32 protein-coding genes are annotated in these 24,844 nt (G+C 41.9%); 4 read left to right on the top strand and 28 right to left on the bottom strand.

Annotation, left to right across the window (positions count from 1 at the left end; all coding sequences use genetic code 11):
• Window positions 1–80: 80 nt before the first annotated feature.
• From G608_RS0118700 to G608_RS0118625, 16 genes are all read right to left on the bottom strand, one after another.
• Window positions 81–1,481 (bottom strand): MATE family efflux transporter, encoded by a 1,401-nt coding sequence (locus G608_RS0118700; RefSeq protein ID WP_026497259.1) that lies wholly within the window; start codon window positions 1,479–1,481, stop codon window positions 81–83.
• A gap of 218 nt (window positions 1,482–1,699) precedes the next feature.
• Window positions 1,700–4,303, bottom strand: coding sequence for an ABC transporter permease (locus G608_RS0118695; protein WP_026497258.1), 2,604 nt, complete (start codon window positions 4,301–4,303; stop codon window positions 1,700–1,702).
• A complete protein-coding gene (locus tag G608_RS0118690) occupies window positions 4,303–4,995 on the bottom strand; it encodes an ABC transporter ATP-binding protein (protein WP_026497257.1) in 693 nt (230 codons plus the stop codon). The genes G608_RS0118695 and G608_RS0118690 overlap by 1 nt, the downstream gene beginning before the upstream one ends.
• 147 nt (window positions 4,996–5,142) lie before the next feature.
• Window positions 5,143–6,138 carry a sensor histidine kinase gene (locus G608_RS0118685; RefSeq protein ID WP_026497256.1) on the bottom strand — a complete coding sequence of 332 codons (996 nt, stop codon included), beginning with the start codon at window positions 6,136–6,138 and terminating at the stop codon, window positions 5,143–5,145.
• Window positions 6,139–6,177: 39 nt separating this feature from the next.
• Window positions 6,178–6,882, bottom strand: a complete 705-nt coding sequence (locus G608_RS0118680) for a response regulator transcription factor (protein ID WP_026497255.1) — start codon at window positions 6,880–6,882, stop codon at window positions 6,178–6,180.
• A 39-nt stretch (window positions 6,883–6,921) separates the two neighbouring features.
• Complete coding sequence (locus G608_RS0118675; protein ID WP_026497254.1) at window positions 6,922–7,665, bottom strand: AAC(3) family N-acetyltransferase; 744 nt, start codon at window positions 7,663–7,665, stop codon at window positions 6,922–6,924.
• 92 nt (window positions 7,666–7,757) lie between these two features.
• The gene (locus tag G608_RS21925; RefSeq protein WP_051209549.1) at window positions 7,758–8,207 is read right to left on the bottom strand and encodes a CPBP family intramembrane glutamic endopeptidase; all 450 of its coding nucleotides are present in this window, start codon (window positions 8,205–8,207) and stop codon (window positions 7,758–7,760) included.
• A 278-nt stretch (window positions 8,208–8,485) separates the two neighbouring features.
• Window positions 8,486–8,641: a hypothetical protein gene (locus tag G608_RS23465; RefSeq protein ID WP_155833332.1), complete on the bottom strand. Its 156-nt coding sequence runs from the start codon at window positions 8,639–8,641 to the stop codon at window positions 8,486–8,488.
• Window positions 8,613–8,738: a hypothetical protein gene (locus G608_RS24205; protein ID WP_255345378.1), complete on the bottom strand. Its 126-nt coding sequence runs from the start codon at window positions 8,736–8,738 to the stop codon at window positions 8,613–8,615. Before G608_RS24205 ends, G608_RS23465 begins: the two co-directional genes overlap by 29 nt.
• Before the next feature lie 72 nt (window positions 8,739–8,810).
• A complete protein-coding gene (locus G608_RS21920; protein WP_051209548.1) occupies window positions 8,811–10,088 on the bottom strand; it encodes an erythromycin esterase family protein in 1,278 nt (425 codons plus the stop codon).
• Window positions 10,089–10,104: 16 nt separating this feature from the next.
• Complete coding sequence (locus tag G608_RS0118655; RefSeq protein ID WP_026497253.1) at window positions 10,105–10,764, bottom strand: DUF6796 family protein; 660 nt, start codon at window positions 10,762–10,764, stop codon at window positions 10,105–10,107.
• A gap of 99 nt (window positions 10,765–10,863) precedes the next feature.
• Window positions 10,864–11,346, bottom strand: coding sequence for a flavodoxin family protein (locus tag G608_RS0118650; protein ID WP_026497252.1), 483 nt, complete (start codon window positions 11,344–11,346; stop codon window positions 10,864–10,866).
• 23 nt (window positions 11,347–11,369) lie between these two features.
• Window positions 11,370–11,792 (bottom strand): YjdF family protein, encoded by a 423-nt coding sequence (locus tag G608_RS0118645; RefSeq protein WP_026497251.1) that lies wholly within the window; start codon window positions 11,790–11,792, stop codon window positions 11,370–11,372.
• Window positions 11,793–12,289: 497 nt separating this feature from the next.
• Window positions 12,290–12,526, bottom strand: a complete 237-nt coding sequence (locus tag G608_RS0118635) for a hypothetical protein (protein WP_035796276.1) — start codon at window positions 12,524–12,526, stop codon at window positions 12,290–12,292.
• A 288-nt stretch (window positions 12,527–12,814) separates the two neighbouring features.
• Window positions 12,815–13,672, bottom strand: a complete 858-nt coding sequence (locus tag G608_RS0118630; protein ID WP_026497249.1) for an aldo/keto reductase — start codon at window positions 13,670–13,672, stop codon at window positions 12,815–12,817.
• A 17-nt stretch (window positions 13,673–13,689) separates the two neighbouring features.
• Complete coding sequence (locus tag G608_RS0118625; RefSeq protein WP_026497248.1) at window positions 13,690–14,163, bottom strand: flavodoxin; 474 nt, start codon at window positions 14,161–14,163, stop codon at window positions 13,690–13,692.
• Between the two features lie 133 nt (window positions 14,164–14,296).
• On the opposite strand from G608_RS0118625, the gene G608_RS21915 reads away from it, so the two are divergent.
• Complete coding sequence (locus G608_RS21915; RefSeq protein WP_051209546.1) at window positions 14,297–15,136, top strand: LysR family transcriptional regulator; 840 nt, start codon at window positions 14,297–14,299, stop codon at window positions 15,134–15,136.
• Between the two features lie 164 nt (window positions 15,137–15,300).
• Here G608_RS21915 and G608_RS0118610 read toward each other — a convergent pair whose 3' ends face one another.
• From G608_RS0118610 to G608_RS0118575, 8 genes are all read right to left on the bottom strand, one after another.
• Entirely contained in the window at window positions 15,301–16,128 is an 828-nt protein-coding gene (locus tag G608_RS0118610) for an oxidoreductase (RefSeq protein WP_026497247.1), read from the bottom strand.
• Window position 16,129: 1 nt separating this feature from the next.
• A complete protein-coding gene (locus tag G608_RS0118605) occupies window positions 16,130–16,906 on the bottom strand; it encodes a helix-turn-helix domain-containing protein (RefSeq protein WP_026497246.1) in 777 nt (258 codons plus the stop codon).
• Between the two features lie 119 nt (window positions 16,907–17,025).
• Complete coding sequence (locus G608_RS23455) at window positions 17,026–17,190, bottom strand: hypothetical protein (RefSeq protein WP_155833331.1); 165 nt, start codon at window positions 17,188–17,190, stop codon at window positions 17,026–17,028.
• Window positions 17,191–17,423: 233 nt separating this feature from the next.
• On the bottom strand, window positions 17,424–17,552 hold the full coding sequence (locus G608_RS24200; RefSeq protein WP_255345376.1) for a hypothetical protein: 129 nt from the start codon (window positions 17,550–17,552) through the stop codon (window positions 17,424–17,426).
• A gap of 25 nt (window positions 17,553–17,577) precedes the next feature.
• Complete coding sequence (locus G608_RS0118590) at window positions 17,578–18,255, bottom strand: flavodoxin family protein (RefSeq protein ID WP_026497245.1); 678 nt, start codon at window positions 18,253–18,255, stop codon at window positions 17,578–17,580.
• A 73-nt stretch (window positions 18,256–18,328) separates the two neighbouring features.
• The gene (locus G608_RS0118585; RefSeq protein ID WP_026497244.1) at window positions 18,329–18,766 is read right to left on the bottom strand and encodes a GNAT family N-acetyltransferase; all 438 of its coding nucleotides are present in this window, start codon (window positions 18,764–18,766) and stop codon (window positions 18,329–18,331) included.
• 26 nt (window positions 18,767–18,792) lie between these two features.
• Entirely contained in the window at window positions 18,793–19,305 is a 513-nt protein-coding gene (locus G608_RS0118580) for a GNAT family N-acetyltransferase (protein WP_330367105.1), read from the bottom strand.
• A gap of 211 nt (window positions 19,306–19,516) precedes the next feature.
• Window positions 19,517–19,990, bottom strand: coding sequence for a DUF2798 domain-containing protein (locus G608_RS0118575; RefSeq protein ID WP_026497242.1), 474 nt, complete (start codon window positions 19,988–19,990; stop codon window positions 19,517–19,519).
• Between the two features lie 716 nt (window positions 19,991–20,706).
• On the opposite strand from G608_RS0118575, the gene G608_RS0118565 reads away from it, so the two are divergent.
• On the top strand, window positions 20,707–21,003 hold the full coding sequence (locus G608_RS0118565; RefSeq protein WP_026497241.1) for a DUF6110 family protein: 297 nt from the start codon (window positions 20,707–20,709) through the stop codon (window positions 21,001–21,003).
• 31 nt (window positions 21,004–21,034) lie between these two features.
• Window positions 21,035–23,110, top strand: a complete 2,076-nt coding sequence (locus tag G608_RS0118560) for a heavy metal translocating P-type ATPase (RefSeq protein ID WP_026497240.1) — start codon at window positions 21,035–21,037, stop codon at window positions 23,108–23,110.
• A gap of 51 nt (window positions 23,111–23,161) precedes the next feature.
• On the opposite strand, the gene G608_RS0118555 is transcribed toward G608_RS0118560, so the two are convergent.
• From G608_RS0118555 to G608_RS0118540, 4 genes are all read right to left on the bottom strand, one after another.
• Window positions 23,162–23,527, bottom strand: coding sequence for a heavy-metal-associated domain-containing protein (locus G608_RS0118555; protein WP_026497239.1), 366 nt, complete (start codon window positions 23,525–23,527; stop codon window positions 23,162–23,164).
• 15 nt (window positions 23,528–23,542) lie between these two features.
• Window positions 23,543–23,776 (bottom strand): Fur family transcriptional regulator, encoded by a 234-nt coding sequence (locus G608_RS0118550; RefSeq protein WP_026497238.1) that lies wholly within the window; start codon window positions 23,774–23,776, stop codon window positions 23,543–23,545.
• 73 nt (window positions 23,777–23,849) lie between these two features.
• Complete coding sequence (locus G608_RS23450; RefSeq protein ID WP_155833330.1) at window positions 23,850–24,002, bottom strand: FeoB-associated Cys-rich membrane protein; 153 nt, start codon at window positions 24,000–24,002, stop codon at window positions 23,850–23,852.
• 81 nt (window positions 24,003–24,083) lie between these two features.
• The gene (locus G608_RS0118540) at window positions 24,084–24,506 is read right to left on the bottom strand and encodes a hypothetical protein (protein WP_026497237.1); all 423 of its coding nucleotides are present in this window, start codon (window positions 24,504–24,506) and stop codon (window positions 24,084–24,086) included.
• 184 nt (window positions 24,507–24,690) lie between these two features.
• Here G608_RS0118540 and tnpA point away from each other — a divergent pair.
• Window positions 24,691–24,844, top strand: a 154-nt coding sequence (gene tnpA / locus G608_RS24640) for an IS66 family insertion sequence element accessory protein TnpA (RefSeq protein WP_196810249.1), incomplete at its 3' end; no start/stop codon positions are given.

Raw genomic sequence — 24,844 nt, 5'->3', positions numbered from 1 at the left:
CCATAATAGCGCTTTGACTTCAACATGCAGACGGACTGAGCATGCATGCCAAAAAGAACCGTCCCCGGTGGCACACTTTTTCATGCAGCCTGAGGGACTGTCAGATTTTTAAGCCATCGCTCCTTACGTAGCCAGAAGTGGAATATAACTACCTTCACCAGATCCAGAAGTTTTACTGCAAGGTACATCGTCACAGGTCCAACATTCGTGTATCTTGCAAGAATGAACAGCATCGGCAGCATAACGAGAATCGTTATAAATGCATCCGTATACATTCCCATCTCCGTATCACCTCCGGCTCTTGCTATAGCCTGCTGGGCATTCATAAGAACCCATGCGGGCATGAAGAAGGCCAGAAGAATTACCATGCTCCTGCAGATGCCTACTGCGCTGTCACTCAGCCTGCCAAATACAACAGGCACGATAAGTGTAGTTCCAAAGCCCACAAAAGTCATGATAAAACCAAGAACGGCAGCTCCCGATAGGAGCCATTTTTTCTGGACGCGTGCTTCTTCGAGATTTCCTGTGCCGAGAGTTTTTCCGATAATAACTCCTGTTGCCGAATAAATGCCGCTGAAAGCAACAAAGAAGAGATTTGCTATTGCGAAGCCGGACGCCATGCCGGATACAACATCTGCGCCGCCTCTTCCGTTGTAGATAGCTGTTGTCACTGTCTCAGAAAGCACCCACACCATCTCGCAGAAAAGAACCAGTGCGCCTTTCTTTGCCATGCTTCCAAAGAGCCTTACGTCTATCCTGATGAAATCTGTAAATCTCACCATGAAGTCCGGTTTAAGCTTCGCATATACCGCAATGAAAGCTATAAACTCAAAGCTTCTGGCAATTACTGTGGCATAAGCGGCTCCGTTTACTCCAAGAGCCGGAAGTCCAAAGTGGCCATAGATGAGCACCCAGTTAAGGCATGTATTGATAAGGGTTGCTATAACCGTGATCACAAGCGGAATATTTACCTTTCCAAGATCACGAAGAGAGCTTGCTATGACAACGGATATAGTCATCTGAATACCTATAAAAAAGCAAATTCCTATGTAGCTAACAGCTGCATCAAGAATTGCATCCGCCTGAGTGTTACCGATTACCATAAGCGACAAGATCTGTCTCGGGTATACCCTGCAGACCAGATAGTAAGGAATCGCGGCAGCAAGCCCCATGATCAGCTTAAATCTGAAGGCCTGCCCCATACCCCTCTTATCCTTTGCGCCATAGTACTGAGTCATGAAAATTCCGCCTGCTGTGCAGATCGTATTGACATAAACCATGAAAATGAACATGACCTGTCCGGCCACATTTACGCCAGACATAGCGATGTCTCCAAGTCCTGACACCATGAAGTTGTCAACCAGCGAAACCATGCTCTGTATGAGCTGCTGAAGCATTATCGGTACTGCTATCGACAGTGCATTTATATAAAATTTTCCGGGACCAAATAATTTTTTCCCTCTACTTAATACTGCATTCATTTCTATCATTTTCTCCTACAATACCCATTCTTTTCTTTACTCATCATCATATCTTTTAACCTTTTCATTTTCACACCTCCTTTGTTTTCAAACTTATCACATGAAAAAAAAGAGGTCGTCATCTACACCGATAACGACCTAAATTTCACTGATTTTTCCTCAGGTTCTGCTCTTTCTCAAAGAAAGCCTTTTTGATGGTCCAAGGGGACGGGGTTCATTTACATGGTGTCACACTTAAGTGCCTCAATAATACTGTCGTTCTTGATCCTTGATGCACTAAGCAACATACTGAATCCAATGATGATAAATACTGCAACAACCATCATCAGATACATAGGGTAATTCAGCTCGAAGGCGAATACCTTGCTCTCAATCGTGTTAAACATCAGGAAACTAAGAAGGATTGATACCGGTATTCCAATAACCAGAGCTCTCAGTCCGTAGAGAATAGTCTCAAGAATAAGCATCTTCTTTATGCCTTTTTCTTCCATTCCTACTGATCTGAACATGGCAAATTCCTGCCTTCTCAGATGTACCGCTGTAGATATGGTGTTTACAATATTTGCTATTGCGATAAGTGTCAAAAGAATAGTGAAACCATACATTGCAGTGTTAAGCATAAGCGATACTGTATCCATGGCATTTATTGCCTGTGACAGATCCTGAACCACGCAGTTTGTGTAGCCGCCATAAGTTGTGATGTCACTGATCTTTGATACAAGTCCCTCTTCACTACCTGTGGGGAACACACCGTATGTATAGCTAAGAGCTGTTCTGTCCAAGTGCTCCTGCGCTTTTTCATAATACATGGACACGGGAACGTAAACATCCACTGTGTTCTTGGGAACCAAATTGCAAACATAGCTATCCTCTTTGTACTTAACGATTCCGCTCACTTCTACAACCGGAGGATTATTCTCGGGATCATCAAAAAAGATCTTTTGGCCTATTATACTTTCGTTAAACACAGGCTTACCATTCTCAGTATGAAGGTAGCTGTCCAGAATTACTCCCTTAAGCTCTTTTCCATGATAATCTGTAGGATTTATCCCGTTTTCATTAAGGAGTTTATCGAAATCTCCATCATCCACAAGAATCACCATAACTCCGTCAAGGCTGTCAAACAGCGGCTTATAATCGTTTGTTAGATAATCCTTATTCAAAAAGCTATTGTTTGCCGGAACAAAATCAGACTTATTGTCATGATCCCTAAAAAGATAGGTGACATAGTCTGCAGATACAACTCTTTCAACCTCCGGAAGAGCCTCCAGTTCCTCTTTTAACCTGTCTTTTTCATCCAACCCGCAGGAAACATATATGTTGAACGGAAGATCAATCTCATACTGGTTCAGCTTCAAAAATGTATTATTAAAAAAGTCTATTGTCAGGAACATTATGATCGATATCGCCATGGAAAAGACAATTACTGTTCCCTTAAATCCGTTTCTCTTTATGTTTTTATAAGCAAGTTCACCTTCATAACCAAAGATTTTTCTTATAAAAGGATTAACCTTAAGCTTTCTTGCCTTCATCTTAACCACATTTGTCTGGCGAAGCGCATCGAGAGGCATTATCTTAGATGCCTTGATCGCCGGAACAAGAGCGGATATAAACACTGTCACAGCAGAAACAATCACAATCGCCAGAATAACATAAGGGTTAACTATGATAGGAATAGCTCCTCGCATACCCTCAGCTCCGGCGATCATATCTGACTCAAGAATTTTCCTCCCAAGGAAATCCAGGGTTACTGCAGCACCTGCGCATCCTGCCAGAATACCCAGAGGGATTCCGATAAGGCCCAGCACCAGACCTTCAAAATATATTGATGATCTTTTTTGTGCCCTTGTAGCACCAACGCTGGCCAGCATGCCAAGGTATCTCACTTTCTCAGTAAGTGACATTCCAAAAGCGTTGTAGATCAGGACCACCGAAGTAGTGATCACTATCAAAAGAGCAATTCCCATCAATGTAAAAAACTGAATGTAGGTTCCGCCCATTCCCTTGGTAGCAAAAACACTTATCAAAAATTCAGTGTTCATATCCCCGATATGAAGACCGTAATCCTCGGCAATCTTCTGTATCTGAACTGCTGAAGTACTGTCAGCCTTTTTTAAAGCTATGCGACAGTCAAGGTATAAATCTCCATTATCATCAAGCCCTACGGCCGTGCCAAAATCCATACCCCTGAGGATATCAAAGTCCTTTGTGGGTCTGTTGCCATGAAGGATTGCCGTAATAGTAGCGCTCTCTGTAGAAAGAACTTCGAACTGCTCTTCAGACCTGTATGATCCACCATAATAAATCTTTGTTCCATCAGGTTCTATTTCATATCTGTTTCCAAGCTCAAAAGTAATGGTGTCCCCAACATGAAGATCAAGGTCATTATCCTTAAGAAATGCCTCTTCGACGGCAACTTCATCAGATGTTTCGGGGAGCTTGCCCTCATACTCAGAAACCACAAGCTGCTTGTATATATCCCCGCCGCCATTATAAATATTGCCAACCCTGAAACGCATCTCTTTATCTGTGAGCATCCTGACACCTGCGATGGTAGGATCTGTACAGACAACTCCGGCATATTTTATTCTGGAATCATTTTCAAGAGCCTTTACATCTTCCCATGTCAGCTTATCGTAGACAGCGTGAACATCACCATCCGTAAGCCTGTTGATGGTTCCGAAAAAACTGAAGAATGAGAAAACACCAACCAGTATGGCTGTGATAAGTGCTGTAGATGCGACAATTCCAAGGATTGTAACAATAGTTCTCTTCTTATTTTCCAGAAGGTGTCTTATGGTGAGTTTTGATATGATATTCATTACGCATTCGCCTCCTCCCTCTTGGAGTCATGGGTTATCTGACCATCTTCAATTGTTATTACTCTGTCCGCTGAAAGCGCAATTCTCTCATCATGAGTGATGATGATAACCGTCTGTCTGTTTTCCTTATTGAATTTCCTAAGAAGAGCTATGATTTCTCTGCTATTCTCGGAATCAAGGTTACCTGTGGGCTCATCAGCCAAAAGAAGTGCAGGATGATTCATCAGCGCTCTTCCGATTGAAACTCTCTGCTGCTGTCCGCCGGACAACTGATTTGGAAGATGTCCCACTCTCTCTGATAATCCAAGCTTTTGAACAAGATCATTTAAAAGCTTCTTATCCGGCTTCTTTCCATCCAGAAGGATCGGCAGAGTCATGTTTTCCTCCACGTTGAGGATCGGAATCAGATTGTAAAACTGATATATAAGTCCGATCTGTCTTCTTCTGAAAATAGCAAGCTTTGTTTCATCCAGCTTACTGATATCCGTACCTGAGATATTTACTTCTCCTGAGGTCGGTGTATCAACGCCGCCCAGAATATGCATCAGAGTAGATTTTCCCGAACCTGATGGTCCGACTATAGCAACAAATTCTCCCTGCTCCACATCAAAGGAAACGTTCTTAAGAGCATCTACTTTTGTCTCTCCGCTTCCATAGACCTTACACAGGTTTTTTATTTCCAATATCTTCATACGTATTCTCCCTTCTCATCATTTACATTGTTCGTTAAAATTTGTTTCTGATGATAGGTTATAATATTGAGATTACAATCAAGTGACTGTTTTATTACACTTTTGTCACATTTCCGAGTCTTGTCTCTTATACAATCGTCTTATCGCCTACACGATGGTCTTATAAAGCTTAATGACAAAGGTAGATCCGACGCCCTCTTTGCTGGTTACTGAAATCTCGCCGTGCTGATCTTCTATGATAGCCTTAGTCAGTGCCAGGCCGATTCCAACACTGTCTTTTCCTGCATTTTTCCCCTTATAAAACCGTTCAAATATATGAGGAATATCCTCAGCCGCAATTCCGCATCCGGTATCCTTTATCGTTATCTGCCTAAAGAGAGTTGTATCAAGGGTAGTGATTTCAAGCTCTCCCCCGGCATCCATGTGCTCAATGCAGTTCTTTACGATGTTCTGCAGTGCTTCCACCGTCCAGTTTTTATCACAGGGAAAAGACATGTCGGTGACAGCCTGTTTATATGAGATTCCGCGAAGCTCAAACTGAATTTCAAAGGGCTTTATGACTTCTGCCAGCAATTCCTTTACCGAAAGCTGTTCCCGCTTAAGCTCTATGGTTCCTGCATCAAGCTTTGACAGCTTCAAAAGAGTCTGTATCAGCCAGTTCATTCTTGAAAGCTGCGCGGACTGGGTTTGCAGGAATTCCCGGCGCTTTTCCGGATCATCTTCCACAGCCAGAAGGTCATTCATGACCATCATTGAGGTAAGCGGCGTCTTCAGTTGATGGCTTATATCAGCTATTGCGGACGCAAGCTGCTTTTTATCGTCGCTAAGTATCTCATTTTGAGCCTTCAGCGTAGATGAGGCTTTATATATATTGTTTACAAGGATGGAAAGCTCGCCCTCCTCCTGATTCAGGATGTCAGGTGTATCCGTTCCTGATAAAACCTTTACCAGATAGTCGTTTAGTTCTTCAATCCTGCTATACCTCTTTTTCGTGTAGTAAAAAAAGACAGCAAGGAGCATGGCCCCGGTAATAAGGGGCAATATCCCTGCTGTTATTCCTGCAAAAATGAATCCGCCAAAAGCCATAAAAATGGTTACAGCGGATCCAATAATCATGATTCTTCTAAAGTCTTGGTTTCTCATACAATTCCTCACATGGAAGTTCTTCACAAGGTAGTTCTCTCAGCTAATATACCCCATTCCTCTGACAGTTCTGATAATCTGCGGATCTGCCGGATCCTTTTCAATCTTATCGCGAAGTCTTTTTATATAAACCGTAAGTGTATTGTCATTTACAAAATCACCGGCTACGTCCCACAAGTCCTGGAGCAGCTGATTTCTTGAAAGAACCACGCCTTTGTTATTGCAAAAAGTAAGAAGAAGTCTATATTCAAGAGCTGTGAGTTCAACAGTTGTCTCCTCCCCGGTGTCTTCATCTTTCTTTGTAACCCTTGCTTCACCTGTGTAAATAGTGATATTTCCAAGTTTTTCTACGGATGCATCACCTGAACCTGCGCCGCCTGTTCTTTTCCCGGAACGCCTGAGCACTGTCTTTATTCTGGCCATAAGCTCATTGATTCTGAAGGGCTTACAGATATAATCGTCTGCTCCCATCTCAAGTCCCATGACCACATTCACCTCCGCGTCACTGGCTGTGAGGAAAATCACAGGAACATCCTCTTTTTCCTTAAAGAACTTACACACGTCATAACCGTTGCCATCCGGAAGGTTGATGTCCAGGATACAGATGTCATAAGTGCCGGTTTTCCAGGCATTTCTGGCACTGGCAGCATTTTCCGTAAGTGTGACTTCGTACCCTTCTTTTTCAAGAGAATACTTAAGCCCCATGCTTATGGCATTATCGTCTTCAAGCAAAAATACTTTCATCGTCGCACTCCTCCTGCATCTTTCTGCTTGTTTTTCATTTTACTTCGTAATCCCCCACAGCCCATAAGGATCCCGCTTCAGTTCTTTTTCATATAACGAAACCACTGACAATATATCAAAGAACATCACCTTGCAATCCCCAATATAGGCTTCTTTTATCAGATTTTTATTATATGCCATGTCCTGTATCTTGTACCAGGCTTTTACGGGCGGATGTCCGGCCTCCATGAACCATTCTTCCGGTGGATACTTTTTATTAATCTCCTCTGTTGGCTCAAACATTTTGTTTATGTCCTCCGGAGTTGCGCCTTCCATGTAATGCATGGCCGTGAGCTTGTAAATATCAACACCAAACATCAGGGCTTTACCGCCGTTGTGAATCGCATAATCAAGGCCGCCCTTTACTGCCTCCTCTGCATGCTTTCCCCATCCGGCAGTGCTTATAACATCTTCCCCACAGACAGTATCGGGAAGCATACGGAAGGTATCCGCTATAGCTCCCATGGCGGTTTTCTTTTCATCCCTGTCCAGAACCTTTATCTTGACGGTGATGCCCATTTTCTTATCTTCTTCTGTAAGCTCAAGTTCCTTACTGAGCCTGAGAGCCGGCATGAAAATACTTCCCTCTTCTGTCACAAGGTCCTTTAGGGCATCGATGAGAGTCATTGCCCCGCCTTCAAGATTGCCGAAGCTGCTAAGAGAGCTGTGTACCTCCAGGATCATTCCGGCCTCTACGCCCAGAGCTGTTAGTTCTTTTATCAATTCACTTTTTGTAACTGACATATAAATTGATTGCTCCTTTCAGTTTTGGTAAACCCTTATAAAAACGCTGATTTTATGTGAAAAAAGGCATACTTCGCCCAAAATAGAATTCATTAAATCAGTGCAATTATCACAATGTATACAGCCGACAAAATGACATAGAACCATATATCCACCTGTAAGAAACAGTACAGGAAATTAAAGCAGAAATGGATCACTATGCCATAGATGAGGTTGTCATTCTTTTTCATGAAATAGTTCATGATAAAGCAAAGTCCTGTCATTACGATGACATTGGACAAAACATAGGGAATCATCTGAATTCCCATGTAATCAGAATCCACAAACCAAAGTACTGTATGCCAGAATGCCCATATAACACCCTGGATCACAGATGCTTTGAAAAAACTGTACTTTTCATTAAGGTGCGGTCGAAGATACCCTCTCCATCCGGATTCCTCTCCTGTAGGGCCTGTTGTTATTGAAAAAAGAAATGATGCCCAGAATGGATATGCTCCAAGACTCCAGTATTCACCGAATGCTTTACCCTGTAACTGAGACAATATGAGCACCGTTATCAAAGTCGCACAATCCCAGCACCATAAACCAGAATACAAGATAGCTTAAGATAACATATCTTTTTACTTGCTTTTCCACGCGTTACCTCCTTACCGACATATTGTCGGTCTTATTGCCAAATAATCGGGACTTACCTTTTGCCTGTAAGTCCCGCGTGCTACCTGACTCTATATTACATATTTGTTTTTTCTTTCCTCAGCTGTTTTTACGATTCTCATGACCTTACCAAATCTACACCCCTGATTTCAGATGCCAAATGCACTTAAATTCTCTCTATTATCTGTAGCGCCACCAGCAACTTGTCAAGATTATGGTTTGCATCTGAAAGCTCATCTATTGTGTAGTCGCCTTCAACCAGAACATCTCCTGCAGCCAGGAAATCATATAACTCAAATCCGAAGATTAGTCTGCTTGGCATCTAAACTTCCGCATGAACCAAACATCACAAACTTGGTTGCACCGGTAATATGATTAACCTCAGCCACCATACTTCCGGCCAATGCCGATCCAATCATCGTCAGATAAAAGGCAATCTTCTCTCTTAAGCCAGCGCTATTTCTGCCGCCTTTTTATTTTGGCCCTGGGGATCATTTTACCTGTATAGGCTGCGCGTTTGATACATATATCATAGCATCGTAAAGTTCAGACGGTGATCGCCATATCCTATATGTCATGGGAATAACAGCCATAAGCGGTGAATATGCTTCTCCAAGTGATCCCATCCATGTATACTCGTTGACATTATTCTTAAGTGGCAAGTCATCCGGTATCTTGGAAAAATCGAGATAGCTCTCATCGAAACCACACTTATACGAAGCTTTTGCCAGCGGGTCGTATGAGAAAAAAGTCTTATTCACTCTCTTTGGACCTTCCCCTTTGCGAAGATTGCATTTCGTCTTGTAAAAATCAGTACCGATTACAAAGTATTGATCTCCAAGAGCATCAGCCAAAAGATTACCTGTTACCTTTTCATCAGGTCCGTAAGTTCCATGGCGCTCCACATGACCAATATGTGCAGACACAAATATCATGTTGTTTCCAAGCTTCTCTTCCTGCTTAAGGATCCAATTGATATTATCTGCCATGTATCCATCTCGAATTTTGGCAGAGCTCGAAGCTCCTGTTTCATAAGCTGTAAACAGCTCAATATTCTGAAGCAGTATATCTGCAAAATGTGCAATATACTCTGCCTTTGTTGAATTTACTTTAGCGAGTTCTTTCTTCAGATCCTCATAGATCGCAGCTCTTTTTTCACGATCATACTCAGAATCAATGTCCTCTGCCTCATCGTCCCAGGTCTTCTCCAGTTCAGTTACATCAACCCCAAGCTCTTTTGCGCCTTCCGCAAGATACTTATGATTGTAAGCAGTTCTCTGCATGTCAAAGCCATAGAATCTAAGCTTATCACGCTCAGAAGCAGAATCATTGTACTCACGCATCCATGTAATGAGCTCCGCCATCTGCTCTGTTCTGTAGATAGCGAATCCAATTGCGGCTGCAGCTTCTTCCGCCGTTCCTTCTCCGCCATTTATATATCTGTTGACTGCCTCACATCCGCCACAATCGCCCTCAAGCGTAAAGGCTCGCACTCCGTAGTTTTCAACCAGTACCTTAAATACGTCAAGTTTGAGCTCCTGAAACTCTACGTTACCATGAGTTGCTTCACCCAGAGCTACAATCTTGGTATTCTCCGGGATTGTAATATCCGCGACAGATCCGGCATATTTTGCATACTCTTCTATATCTGCGCTTTCACCTGTTCCAAAGCCTCCAAAATATGAGAATGTAGCTCCGGCAACTATTACCGCCACTATAAAGGCCATCAATATGATAAATGGCCATGAAATCTTTTTCCTTTTATTCATTCCTTCCCTCCGATATTTACAAACTAATCAGCGCAAGTACTCCATAGGCAGCAAGTCCCAGGCTTGCTGCGCAGCAGCTTGGCGCATCTATGAATATCTTTAATTTCGTTGCCCTTAGAATAAAGCCGATAATCTGGAAAACCACCGGATTCAGCAGCACGCACCACAAAGGCAGCGGCAATACGCCTTTTATTATGAAAGCCATAACTGCAATAGACGGTATGATGACCAACATGGCATATAGCGTAAAAAACGGAACATATATCTGTCTGAATATGCTATTTATCACTTCCTCAGCCAGCTCCTGATCATTCTTTTTCATGATGATCTGATATATGGTCGGCTGCAGACACAGGAAAATGTGTATCATAAAGCCGCCCATGGCCCCGCATAAAAATATAATTCTAAGAATCATGGCGCTTATTGCATAATTTCCATCCAGCTGCATCAGGGATATAAATCCGCATGAATACATGGGGACGGCAAACATCACCAATATCCCGGAAAGCACAAACCTAAAGTGCGCCATTCTCTCCCATGCGCTGTCGATCACTCCCATTTTTCCAAGCTTCCTGTTATCCGGTCCCTTTAAATCCAAAAACAGATCAGCTGTCGCACACAGGACACCGCCGACTATTCCTATAATTGCCAAAACTAATCTTGCTGTATCAGTCAATCCTCTGCCCTCCTACTTTTTTCTTAATTCTATATTATCTTAAAATCAAAAACAGACCTACCTTTGCACGGATATAGGTCTGTTTTACACTACTAATCATTATAGCATTTTGCAAAACTCGTTTAGTTTATGTTCATTTTCTTCTGAAGGCTTATCCTTCGGATCTATGAAAATTGCTGTGGCAGCAAAACTGTCAATTCCGATACAATCCTTTAGCTTAGAAAAAGCTTTCTCAGCCCCGGCACCGCTCTGACAGGCAAATGCGGCTATAGTTTTACCTTTTAATCCCTCTTTGTTCTCCAAAATAAATGTCCTTAGCGGTGGTGTGAAGGTACTTGCCCATACAGGAAATCCAAAAATAATCTCATCATAAGCAGACAAGTCCACATCGTAAGGCTCAAGCTCAGGCTTCTCTGCCATAACCGCACTCTTTCCGCCCCAGAAAAATTTTGAAAAGCCGCCTGTAGCGTATGCTTTCTTGGGAATTAGCCTTAATTTATCTGCTGAAAGCCCCTTTGCCATTTCATCTGCTATGTACTCTGTGTTACCTTCCAATGAAAAATAAACAATAATTCTTTGCATACGATCCTCCTTCAAAATGTCATCTATTTACCTTTATGCTTTTCTTTCCTTTTCTGCTGTTTTAGTTTAAATAGTCTTAACTCTTCTTCCTCTTTCTGCTCCCGGCTTTTGACCTTGCGTTCAAGCTTGTTCTGCTCTTGCTGCAGCTTTAATGCCTGCTGAGATTTTGTTCCGATACCTTTTCCCAGAACCGTTTTCTTGGCATCACGTTGTAATCTCTTCGGATTTCTTTTGCTTTCCTTTACCACTGTATCTACAGCAGGGCTAAATTTCAACCGACAATAGTTTCTGATAACAAACTCCTGAACTTCGTAATCCTTGGGTTCTGCACCAAAAATCACTTTTGCCACAGATAATTTCCCATTGTCAACGTGTTCAAAAACTCCTACCCAGAAAGGATCATCAAAATATACTGTTAATTTATCACTCACAAACCCAGTATCCATCGTAAACCTTCAAATAATTGTAGCAGTCCTCATTTCTCTGATATCACAATAGCTCAATAACAAAAACAGGCCTTCTCATACACTGAAAAGACCCTGTTTTTCACTTCATTCTATCCCGATATAACTTACTTAGTGGAGCATACGGGACTTGTTCCCTCAAGTTTCCTGTTGCGTACCACTTTTCAAAACCGCTGATCTTTTCATACAAATAATTGATCAATAGTTAATACATGAATAAAATCCCCATAATAGTTACTCTTTTTAAGCCCGTACGTGGTGATAAGTGTATTGTGAATAGTCGCCTTCTTTGATATCTTTTCACGAAGCAATTTTTTTGCCGCTCTTGCTACCATTTACAAAAGTAAGATAAAAGATACAGAATGGATCTACAAGCTTATAATTCTCATTTCTTTTGCTGTCGCCAAATGAATTGTATTTTATTATAAAATCGCCTGCCATTAGGGCATTTAGGCGCCTGGATAACTCACCACTATCAGTTATCCCTGTGTAATATCATACCTGGACATACTGATTCCTCTAGACTCTAAATACTTCTCATTTTCTACCAATGAAAAGGTGCTCAGTTTCATCTCATAAGTAACTCTCCCATAGAGTCCACCATGATTATTTATAATGTTTTCCAATATCCAGGAACTTGAACTACCACACACAATCACCATTAGGTTCTTTTTATGGCAAGCCCATCCGTTCCAAAAGGCTTCAAATCCTGTCATAAATCTAGCTCTAGGAGTATCAAGCCACTGTATTTCATCTATAAACACAACAACTCTTTCATTCGATATTTCGTTATAGTCTCATCATTATCATCAATCGGTGATAATCCACCATGGCTTTGTCCATCAAAAAATCATTATATCTTTCGATGAAAGGCCTCTTTGCCTCTCTCGCCGAAAAATATAATGATTCTAACGGAAATAATTAACAAATCTCAATTAAGCAGAAATGCTCTCATTTCCAGCATCTAACATTGGCACGCATGATATAAAAAACTCCCTCTCCAATCAATGCAGATTCAGTACGAACTTCACAAACTCAGGACTATCATGGTTTACGATCTCGCTGTGTCCCAGATCCTTGGCAGCCACCTTAGCCATCTCTTCATCAGTGAGTTCAAAATCCCAGATATCGATGTTCTGTTCCATTCTCTCCACATGCACTGACTTGGGGATGATGGAAACACCTCGCTGGGCATTCCACTTCAAAGCAACCTGTGCTGCACTCTTATCATACTTCTTTCCAATCTCTGTAAGAACAGGATCTGTGAAAATCCCATGTTTTCCTTCTGCAAGAGGTCCCCAGGCCTGAGGAACAACGCCATAAGCCTTCATATTCTCAAGTGCTGCTTCCTGTGCAAAGAAGGGATGAAGCTCTACCTGATTTACAGCCGGAATTATTTCTACTGTCTCGCAGAGGTTTGTAAGAATAGCAGGATAGAAATTTGCTACACCTATAGCCTTGGTCAATCCTTCCTTGTATGCCTTTGTGATTCCGCGATAAGCAGCGAAGTAATCACCCATTGGCTGATGAAGGAGAATGAGATCTGCATAATCGAGTTCCATCTTACCAAGCGATGTCTTTACTGCCTCATAAGCAGCGTCCTCACTCTTCATATCATTGACCCACACTTTGGTGGTTATGAAAAGCTCTTCCCTTGTGGTAAGACCATCAGAAATAGCACGGGCAACTGCTTTTCCAACAGCTTCTTCATTTGCATAAGCGGCTGCGGTATCGATAAGACGGTATCCTGTCTTGATAGCGTTATAAACTACCTCTTCGCATTCTTTTAAGTCCGGAATCTGAAATACTCCAAATCCCTCAAGTGGCATCTTTGCTCCTGTGTTAAGTGTAATGTACTCCATAATAGAAATCCTCCTTCTTATCTGAAATTATTTTGTGTGAGCCATTCATCCAGCCCTTCTATTTCCTTGTTAAATAGTCCAGCAACAACATCCGCATTTCTTGCTGACGCTTTTGCATCCTTAAGTGATGTGGTCATGTAGTTATGATCATCTGTATAAGAGTTCGCAAAAAGATAAATCTTTTTTCCTTTCCAGTCCGGATAGGATTCCAAAAATCTCCATACAGGAAGCGGTGATGTGTACCACCAGATAGGAAATGCCAGAATCAAGCTGTCGTATTTTTCCACATCCGGAAGAGGTGTCTTTATCTCCGGTCTTATCTTCTTTTCTATCTCTTCCTTTGCCTCTCTATATGCACAAGTGTTGTAATCTTCACTGTAGGGTACCTTTCGCTCGATCCTGAACATATCAGCTCCGGTCTTCGCCACAATCCGTTTGGCAATCTTTTCTGTATTTCCGCTCCATGAGAAATACGCTACAAGTGTCTTCATTTAAACCGCCTCCTGTTTTATAAACGATGTTTATGTTCTATGTTTTGATGATACCCCGTATATTCAGCTGTGTAAAATTGAACTTTCGTATTATAATATACTTGTTGCGTATATTAATCTTTGGGAGTTTATCATGATCGAGACATATCTTCTGGAGCACCTTGTAGCTTTTAAGAATCACAGAACATTATCCGAAGCAGCAGAAGCACTTCATCTTACGCAGCCTACACTTACCAGATCCATGAGCAAGCTCGAGGACGAGTTTGGAGTAAAGCTTTTTGAGAGGGAGAAAAAAAGACTGTATCTTAATGATACAGGTAAGATAGCTGCAGAATATGCAGAAGATATTCTTCACATGCATGAGGCCATGGAAGAACAGGTACGTCTTTCTGACAGAAGAAGCAAGACCATAACTGTAGGATCCTGTGCACCTGGTCCGCTTCTTGAGCTGATGCCAAGACTATCAACGACATTTTCTAATATGGCATTATCAACAGAGATGACAGATGAAGAAACCCTTATTACAGGGCTTAATAACAAAACATATCAGATGATAATACTCAACCATCAGCTTGAAGGTGAGCTTTATCATTCCCAGCACTGCGGCTCAGAACACCTTTGTGCATCACTAATACCGGAGCATAAACTTGCATATGAAAGCTCCATCACGTTCAAGCAAATGGATGGTGAAAGTTTTCTTATGGTATCTGAAGTCGGAGTATGGGATGCCATCGTCCGAAAGCATATGCCAAAATCAAAATTCCTTCTTCAATCGGGAACAGAATCACTTATGGAAGTGGCAGAGACTTCATCCCTGCCAACATTTTCGACCGATCTTACCAACCGTGTTCTTGGAATGCGTCACAACAGATTCTCTGTTCCGTTTTCTGATAAAGATGCACAAATGGACTTCTACTGTATTTGTCTGAAGTCAGAGTATAAGAATTACATAAACTGGTTCAAGAGATTATGATATTTCTTCATACAATGAATCTCCGGAGTGGCGCGCAAACTGGGACTTGCTCCATGAATTCCCGTAGCACCACTGGACCATTTAATTGCGATAGACGTGTTGCCGCCAATTCTTGGGCTTCCGTTAATGATAAGTACTTTCATAGCCATGTCTCCTTCCTGCTTTTAATAATCTGTCTTTACAGATATTTTCTCCCACTTATCTATCTCATTAAGTCTGGCATTTAATGCACCCCGGACTGCTGAAATAGCATCTGTTCCAAGAAGAAGCCTTAAAGGAGTCTCATCACTCTCAATAGCTTCTATTAGAGGAATACCTGCCTTATCCGGATCTCCGGGCTGCTGTGCCTTGTTCACATTCTGTTCAACAGAACGAAGCCAGGCAGTATCTTTATAATCCTCCAGCGTGTTCTTTGACCCTTTAAGTGAGCTGTCATAAAAATGTGTCCTGAAAGCACCGGGTTCCACAATCATCACCTTAATTCCCAAGGGCTTCATCTCAGCATAAAGCCCTTCTGACATCAGTTCCAACGCTGCCTTACTTGCAGCATAATAGCCGGAAGCTGCGCCTGTACGGGCTGCTCCTATTGACGATATGTTTATTATGGCACCACTTTTATTCTCTCTCATTCCGGGAAGGACAGCTTTGATCATTTCAACTGCCCCGAAGAAGTTTGTATCAAACATCTTTCGTACACCTTCATCTTCAGCTTCCTCGACTGAAGATCTGTATGCATAACCTGCATTGTTTACAAGGACATCTATCTTACCAAATTTATCGGTTGCAGTCTTAACACAGTTTTTAATGCTGTTTTTATCCGTAACATCCAACACCACAGCAAGAGCTGTTTCAGGATACTTTGCCACTATGTTTTTTACTTTATCAGTATTTCTCGCAGTAACTACCACGTTGTAGCCTCTTTCAAGAGCATTTTTCGCGATTCCCGCACCAATTCCACCCTCTGAGCAGCCAGTAATAAGCCATGTTTTCATGTTATTCACCTCTCCTTCCCATGCTGGTAAATGATTTGTTATAGGTTTTCTTTCTGTATTCCTTAGGCGTAACGCCTTCATATTTTTTGAAAAGTGCAGAAAAATGACTCTCCCCGGCGAATCCCAGATATTCAGCTATATCTGTGCAGCTGTACTCGTTGTAGGAAAGAAGATATTTTGCTGCTGTAAGCTTCTTATGTCTGATATAATCCGATACTGGCATCCCGACCTCTTTTGCAAAAACCGTAGACAACCAGGACGCATTCATCTCATGCTCATCAGCAAGCATCTGTACAGTTATCCTGTCATGCAAATGGTTTTCAATATAGTCCATGCACTGGAGAATCTTTGGTGAATACTCCTTGTACTGGTCGTGATACCCCTTCATCCTTTCAGCATAATCAAGCATCATTTCCTCATATAATGCCTTGATATCATTTACTGAATTCATGGCATCCATTCTGCGTATATACAGATCCGACATACCATAGGACTCATCTGACGGCATACCGCCTTCAATGCAGAATCTGCAGCAGGTCGTTATGGTTGAAACGAATAGATATCTCTGCTGCTGAAGTGGAGATTCTGACAGCTTTGGGAAAGTTTTCTTTCTGTGCCTTACAAGAGCCTTCTTCAGTGCAGATATTTCTCCGTTTTTGACCAGCTCAAAGGAGGACATCTCCTGGCTTAATGTCTCATGAACAAATTCCTCTTCGCGCTGCTTAAACAGGTAGTCCGAAAGCGCAGCATCCATTTTTTTAATCACTTTATCCTGCATAAATGTCGTCACCTCTATAAACGCTAGTTCATATCTGACAGAGCCCGGTCGGATACGGGATCCGTAATCGCCCATAGTACGTGCGATAACGGCTCCCAGCTCCTACTAAAGATATTTTATCAAATTGTGAAGGTAGCTCCAAATGCCATGACGGCTTTTCTGTTGCACATTGTTATGCATGAAAGTCTCTCTACAAACTGTGAATAGATCTTCTGAACTGCTGCATCTCTCTGCTCTTTTCTTACTTCTGCTTTTCTTGTATCCTGAACGTCATTAAATCTCATGGTATTACCTCCTCAAATGTTTTTATTTGGTTGTTTGTACTTTCCTTATGACTGTATTATGCTTCTTAACCGGGTTTAAAAACATAATATTCATTGGTTTTTATATCTATATGTTGTTACCTTTTGAAATCTTTTGAAGCCCTTTTGAAGCCGCACACTTAACTAAAAAAATGACGTAGACCAGTATCGTCTACGCCATAAATTCTATTTATATTACGATAAAGCGCCATCACTTACAACTTCAAACGCATATCTATGTATTTCTGAGTCCTGTCTTCAAAGCCGACCTTTTTATAGATCGGATAGCCTTCATCTGAATGCTCTGAGAAGAAGGCGCTGCGTATTATCTCTTTCTTTTTCATAATCCCTATTTCTGCTCAGTTCATCTCAGCCATTAATTCCCTTAAGATATTCCTCCTTGGATATCATAGGAGTTTCAAGTATCTTTTTGGTTTCATCAGATAATTTGAGATTTGATGCATACTCAGCACCTGCCTTTTCAAAGCTTTCAAGAAGAGGCTCAGCTACAATAGCAGCTTCAGGAATATTAAAAAGCGGTGCTTCAGGCACACAGACCATTTCCAGATTTCCGAAACATGTATTGCACATTTGTTTCAAGGCATCGAAGTTCCCCTCCCAATCGGGGAAACCGCATCCACTTATCACAACTGTATGGATCTTTGAAAAATCAACCAGCGCTTCGTGGTGAACAGTTCCGTTACTCTCCTCTACCATCCCCTTTTTTACAAGCGGTATCGTTCTATCCAACACTGCTTTCAAATGCGATGGCATGGAATAACAGTAAAGCGGGAAGCTCCAAATAATGACATCAGCCTTTACATACAGATCAAGAATTTCGTTCTGGTCATCTTGAATTACGCAATGCCCGTCCTTTTTTTGCCAGCATCCAAAGCACCCTTTACATGGTGCAATATTCTTATCAATTACATTGATTACATCAATAACATTTTCCTGTTCTTTATCCATTCCCCTTAAAAAAGCCTCAGTCATACGAAATGTATCGCTCTTCTTTTTAGGGCTTCCGTTTAATACAAGTATTCTCATAGCATATCATACCTCCTTTTATCTTGTTGCAAAAACATAGGATACCCCGTCAGGTGCCTTCATGGGATGATTATCAGAGCCGCATATCAAATGCCTTTTTTGAACTTCCATCAAATCCTTTGTTTTCGTAAAAACGATGTGCATCTGATCGGGAGATTCCGCTTTGAAGAATAGCCTTATAACAATTCTTCTCTTTGGCATATGACACGGCCATATCAATTACTTTAGAAGCAAGTCCCTGATTTCTATAATCTTTATCCGTTACCACGTTTTCAATAAAGCAGACGCCCCTATTGTTTCTCGTAAGATTCGGTATAAACACTGCATAACAGGTAGATACCACCTTACCATCATCTATCGCACCAAAATAGCGAATGTCCGGATTGTTCTCGATTTCTTTCCACACACTTTTGCTATTTTCTATGGATGAAAAGTCGTCATCGGGTTGAAGCTGCTTATATAATTCGAGCAGCGATGGCAGATCCTGCTCTGTGAGTCTTCTAAATTCCATTAATCTCCCTCCATATGAATTACGGTCTATTTTTCCGCTCTATGAATCACCGAAACATGTGTAATCTTATTGGCCTCATCAGGATATTCTTTTTCAAAATGCATCCCAATAGCTTCTGCTGTTTTGTATGAGGGTTCGTTAGTATATTTACAGTAAGAATAGAAGGACGGATAATCAGTGTTCTCGAAAGCCCACTTAAGGGCTGCACTTGCTGCTTCTTTTGCATATCCTTTACGCTGGCAGTCCTTCCGGATGTGATAACCGATTTCAGGAAGCATCTCTCCATCAATATTCTGAAGCGTCAGCCCGCAGTCGCCGATCATCTCTCCGCTTTCTTTAATGCACACCGCCCAAAGGCCAAAACCATTTTCTTCGTAGCGCTTCATATTGCGCTCGATCCAGTCTCTGACACGCATCTCATCAAAAGTATACGGATAATGCTGCATAATATCCCGATCCGCCAGGACAGCATACAATGCATCATAATCGTCCATATTCATTTCCCTTAAAAATAATCTTTCTGTTTCAATTCTCATCATTTTATGTCCTTTCTTGGTCCATTTTCTTAGAATCTCTCTCGTTTTTTCTCTATCCTCATAAATGGGGCTATGGGCACATCCTTCATAGAGAAAGAACTCTTTTTCCGGAGCTGCATGCCATTGGGGACGGTTCTCTTTGGCACATATATTAACGTAAAATAAAAAACAGACCAGCTCCGTACACGGATTTTGGTCTGTTTTTCACCAATTCTTATTTCTGTTTTATTCTTTTCATAATAAATCCAAAGACATTTCTTACCAGCGGTCCTGCGAAGAAGATCTGCCAGAAAAGAGCCATAGGAAAGTTCAACGCTGTCGTCTGAAGCCATACAGCCACGAATTCACTGCCTGCATCCTTAAAAAGGATTGTCGCTGCCATGCTCATAAGCGGGCACATGAGACACACAGACATTGATGAGATGGCAAGTATGATCATTATCATAGGGTCTTTTCCCGGAGTGACGAATCTGAAAGCCAGCTTCTGAGCCAGTTTTCCTACAAATAAAAGCTCAAGCGCCATGGCTATCGGCCACATGATAAGCATTTCCTTGAATGCTGCAAGGAAGATAAAGTTCTGCATTCCGCCAACATTCAGTGAAATGTTGTAGCATATCATGACATAAACCATGACAAATGCCATAAAAGCAGTAAAAAACACATCCTGTAATTTGCTCTGTGGTAACATAGGGGTTCCTCTCTTTCTTAAATAGGGAAGACCTCCGTGTTGTTCGTTATCACCCGGCCAGGATGTGCGTTTCCAATAATACCTCGAAATCTTCATTTTTTATCGGCAAATGCAGATTATAGCAGATATTTTGTTTTCGTGTAAGTCTTTTTTATTCCTTCTGACTACTTCATTATTCCCCCATGGAAATAGCATTCATAAACTCTGGTATTTTTGACTTGACTTTTTGTTAGCATGTGCTAATATTATTTACGTTAGTTAATGCTAACATAAATGACATACATAGTCATAAGAATTCTCCTACCTAATAAACGGTGCGTCATGCCAACGCACCGTTTTTTCTTTTCCGAATTCATGGTAGGTCATAGATTATTCCTTTTTGTACCCGGTAATAATTGCTAATATCATGCATATTACTGCCGCCCATGCAAAAAACTTATGATATTTCATAAAGACCTCCTTTATTTTTGAGACATTTTATCAACACCAATCAATGACTAATACCCATACACTAATATGTTAGCACTTGCTAACCCTAAAATAAAGGCACAATTGCCGTTTTTATGCATACACATTCCATTGCCTTATTGATAAAAATTCTCACTCGTTAGCTGCCTCTACACTCCCTGTGCTGTTTTATAATTATTGCAACAATGCGAGAGTTTCAAAGAAACGGAGCAATTCGTGTTGCAATCACAAACTTAGGAGGACTATTTATGATCAAATGGAGCACAATAGGAAAAGTGGCATGCGGTTTCGCGCTAGGTACAGCAGGAGTTAAGCTCCTCTCCAGCAAGGATGCCAAGAAATGCTACACACATATAACTGCCGCAGCATACAGATGCAAGGATACATGCCTTGAGACCTACACTAACATCAAGGAGAACTGTCAGGATATCAGTGCTGATGCAAAGGAAATCAATGAAAAACGATATGCTGATGAAAGAGCAAAAGAAATTGAGGATGCAAAGGCTGTTCTGGCAAATGCTGAAGCTGAAGCCGCTAATGCATAAGACATAATTAAGCTCAGATGAAAGGCATACTATGAATTGTAAAATATTGCATGAAAATAGGGGACGTATGCGTGTACACATTGCTGTACGCCATATGTCTTCTTTTGAAGCTGATAAGATCCAGTATTATCTTTCCTCACTTCCTTTTGTAAAAAAAGCTGATGTAAATGAACGGACTTCAAATGCCATAGTTTTCTATGACTCTTCCTGCAGGAATGAACTGATACAGGCGTTTTCTGAATATAGTGAGAGAACAGAGATTACTGTACCCGAACATACAGGCAGGGAACTCCGTATCGAATATGAAGACAGAATGTTCTTCCATATTGCGGGCAAGCTTGTCCGCAGATTCATCATTCCATTGCAGATAAGAAAGGTGATCATATATCTAAAGGCTATCCCTTACATAATTAAGGGGCTTAAGTGCCTACTCTCCGGAAAGCTTGAGGTTTCTGTTCTTGATGCAACCAGCATTGCGGTATCACTGCTCAGAGGCGATCATGCAACAGCAAGCAATGTAATGTTCCTTCTTGAAATGGGTGAGATGATGGAAGACTGGACTCACAAAAAGTCCGTCGATGACCTTGCAAGGGCCATGTCCCTGAATTTAGACAAGGTATGGATGCTTTCTTCTGACGGCCAGGAGGTCCTTTCAAATATCTCTGACATAAAAGAGAATGACAGGATAGTTGTCAGAACCGGCACCATGATCCCCCTTGACGGTGTAGTACTAAGCGGTGATGCTTCCGTAAACCAGGCAGCCATGACCGGTGAATCCGAGCCTGTCCACAAAACAGAAGGCTCTCTTGTATACGCCGGTACTGTTATTGACGAAGGTGAACTTGTCATAACCGTACAGAAGGCACAGGGGCAGGGACGATATGACAGGATCGTAGCCATGATAGAGGAATCCGAAAAGCTCAAATCCGAGTCAGAAGCAAAGGCTGCACACCTGGCCGACAGACTTGTTCCCTACACTTTTGGTGCCACACTCCTCACCTGGCTATTTACCAGAAATGCCACAAAGGCCACATCAATCCTTATGGTAGACTTCTGCTGCGCATTAAAGCTCGCCATGCCTATTTCAGTACTCTCAGCAATGAGAGAAGCCGGCGATCACAAGATATCAGTAAAAGGCGGCAAATTCATGGAGGCTGTGGCTGAAGCAAAAACAATAGTCTTCGACAAAACAGGGACTCTGACTCATGCTACTCCTAAAGTCGCCAAGGTTGTTACTTTTGGTGATAACGACGAAGATGAGATGCTTCGCCTTGCTGCGTGTCTTGAGGAGCACTATCCTCACTCCATAGCCAACGCAGTGGTAAAGGCTGCAGAGATTAAAGGTCTGACTCATGAAGAGAAGCACACCAGAGCTGCCTATATCGTTGCCCATGGCATTTCCAGTACGATTGACGGTAAAAAGGTATGTATAGGAAGCCATCACTACATCTTTGAGGACGAAAAGTGTATTGTTCCAAGTGGATTCACTGACAGGTTCGATTCTCTTCCACCTGAGTATTCGCACCTGTATATGGCTATCGGTGAAGAGCTCGCTGCAGTAATACTTATCGAAGATCCACTTAGAGATGAGGCTCCTTCAGTAATAAGAAAATTGAAAGAGGTTGGTTTCGAAAATGTAGTTATGATGACCGGAGACAGTGACAGGACTGCCAGGTCAGTTGCAAAAAAGACCGGCGTAACCAGATATTTCTCTGAAGTTCTTCCCGAAGACAAGGCTGAATTCATAAGAAAAGAACATGAAGCCGGCAGAAAAGTAATCATGATAGGTGATGGTATAAATGACTCACCTGCTCTCTCCGAAGCCGATGCCGGAATCGCGGTAAGCACCGGAGCTTCTATCGCAAGAGAGATTGCAGATATAACCATCTCCTCCGATGATCTCGGAGCTCTTTTAACGCTTAGAAGTCTCAGCACAGAGCTGATGCGAAGGATCAACCTGAACTACAATTCCATTATCGGGTTTAATTCATTCCTGATAATCATGGGGATGCTGGGGATCTTCACACCAACGACAACCGCATTCCTTCACAACGCATCTACCATAGCTCTCAGCATGAAGAGCATGACAAATCTATTGGATGATTGACACATAAAAACCTCGTAGCGGCTGTTCTGGCAACTACGAGGTTTTCTTTATTTATTTCTTTATCACAGATATGACTTTGTAATCCAAAGTCTCTATAGCCCTTGTAATCGTGGCGTCATCCACTTCCCTATCATATTCGACCACAGCTTCCTTCTTCCGTAAATTCAGCTTAGCTGATACTCCGTCAATTCTGTTGATAGCTCTTTTCACACGATTACTGCAGTTCTCACAGTGCATCCCGTCAATCTTAAAGACCATGGTCTTAACTACAGGACCTGAAAGCTTCTTGTCCGGCTCCTTAACTGTAGATGATCCACCCCCGCAGCAGCTTCCCTGTCCCATAAAATGCTTTGCTGCGCCTTTTGAGGCCATTATGATCACTATCAATAAAATTATAATAACAATCGCATTTGTCATATATTATTATCTACCTCATTTAAGTTTGACTATGTCAATCCTGTCTATCACGCCAATTTCCTCCAGGACCCTGATCATACGATAGACAGTGGCAGTACCTATTGAATCATCTTTCTTTTTGACATTACAGCATATATCCTTACATGAGGCCCCATCATTTTCTACAATTACATCTGCTACCAGTCTTCTTTGTTTTGTTATGCGCATTCCGCTACTTTTCAATGCTGTGATGATCTGTTCGTTGCTCATAATCTTGTTCTCCGTTAGTTGTTGCTAACCAATCCCCAACAATAAAGCCCGCTCTTGGACGGGCTTTATTACATTATTTGTTTTTGCATGAACAGGCAGCCTTGTGGCAAGCTCCTGCTGATGGACACCCAATGCAGTGTACACCTTTCTTCTTTTCCTTATAAATATATCTGATCGCAAGTCCAAGAATCATTACGATAATTACAATTGCAATAAAATCTGCCATAAACTAACACTTTCTCACGCCCTCCGCAGCAAGTGCGTCGGGCTGTTCTGAACAGTTACACCCTTTCTAATTTGAAACAGATCAGTCCAGCTTGTACTCCAAAGCCATCTCTTTCTGATTTTTCTGAATCAGGTATACAATAAATGCTGCAAAAACAGCAATCGCGATAAGTCCGTATACAAAGCCTGCTCCCAGAGCGCCTGTTGTAATGAGAGTTCCGATCTGATATACAAGGAATCCAACAGTGAAACCTGTTGCAAGCTGAAGTCCAATAGCACCCCACAGCCACTTAGCTGACTTCATCTCAGAATTCATAGCTCCAAGAGCCGCGAAGCAAGGTGGTGTGTAAAGATTGAACATAAGATATGCAAGGGCTGCAACCTTGGTAATTCCCATTACTGCTGCTACTGCATTTCCTTCACCGATAAGCTCAAGCTCCTCTGTATCGATGAGGTTAGAGATTGCAAATACTGTTGCGATAGTACCAACAACGTAAGCGCTCATTGTAGCCCCGTAGTTACGGGGTTATATTTTTGCCCTAAAATAGTCTTAGGCAGGATGAACCTGGCTGTGACTTGTGCAACCGTTGCTTTGTGATTCTATTTCGTTATAGTAGAGCAAACGGCTCTCCATCCCGCCTAACATAGTATAGTAAACGAATCGCTATCGCCATGGAGGAGAAAAGACAATGCCGAAACCACTAATGAGTGATGAAGAATGGTTCAACTTCCTGAAGGAATGCCGTAGCAGCGGAATGTCCGATAAAGACTGGTGCATAATGCATGGCATACATCCTTCTACACTGTACAAGGTCATTAAACGACTTCGTCAAAAAGCATGTA

The organism is Butyrivibrio sp. WCD3002, from assembly GCF_000424265.1.
Lineage (GTDB): Bacteria > Bacillota > Clostridia > Lachnospirales > Lachnospiraceae > Butyrivibrio.
Note: the sequence above shows the minus strand (reverse complement) of the source record. Positions and strands in the feature narration are given on the sequence as shown.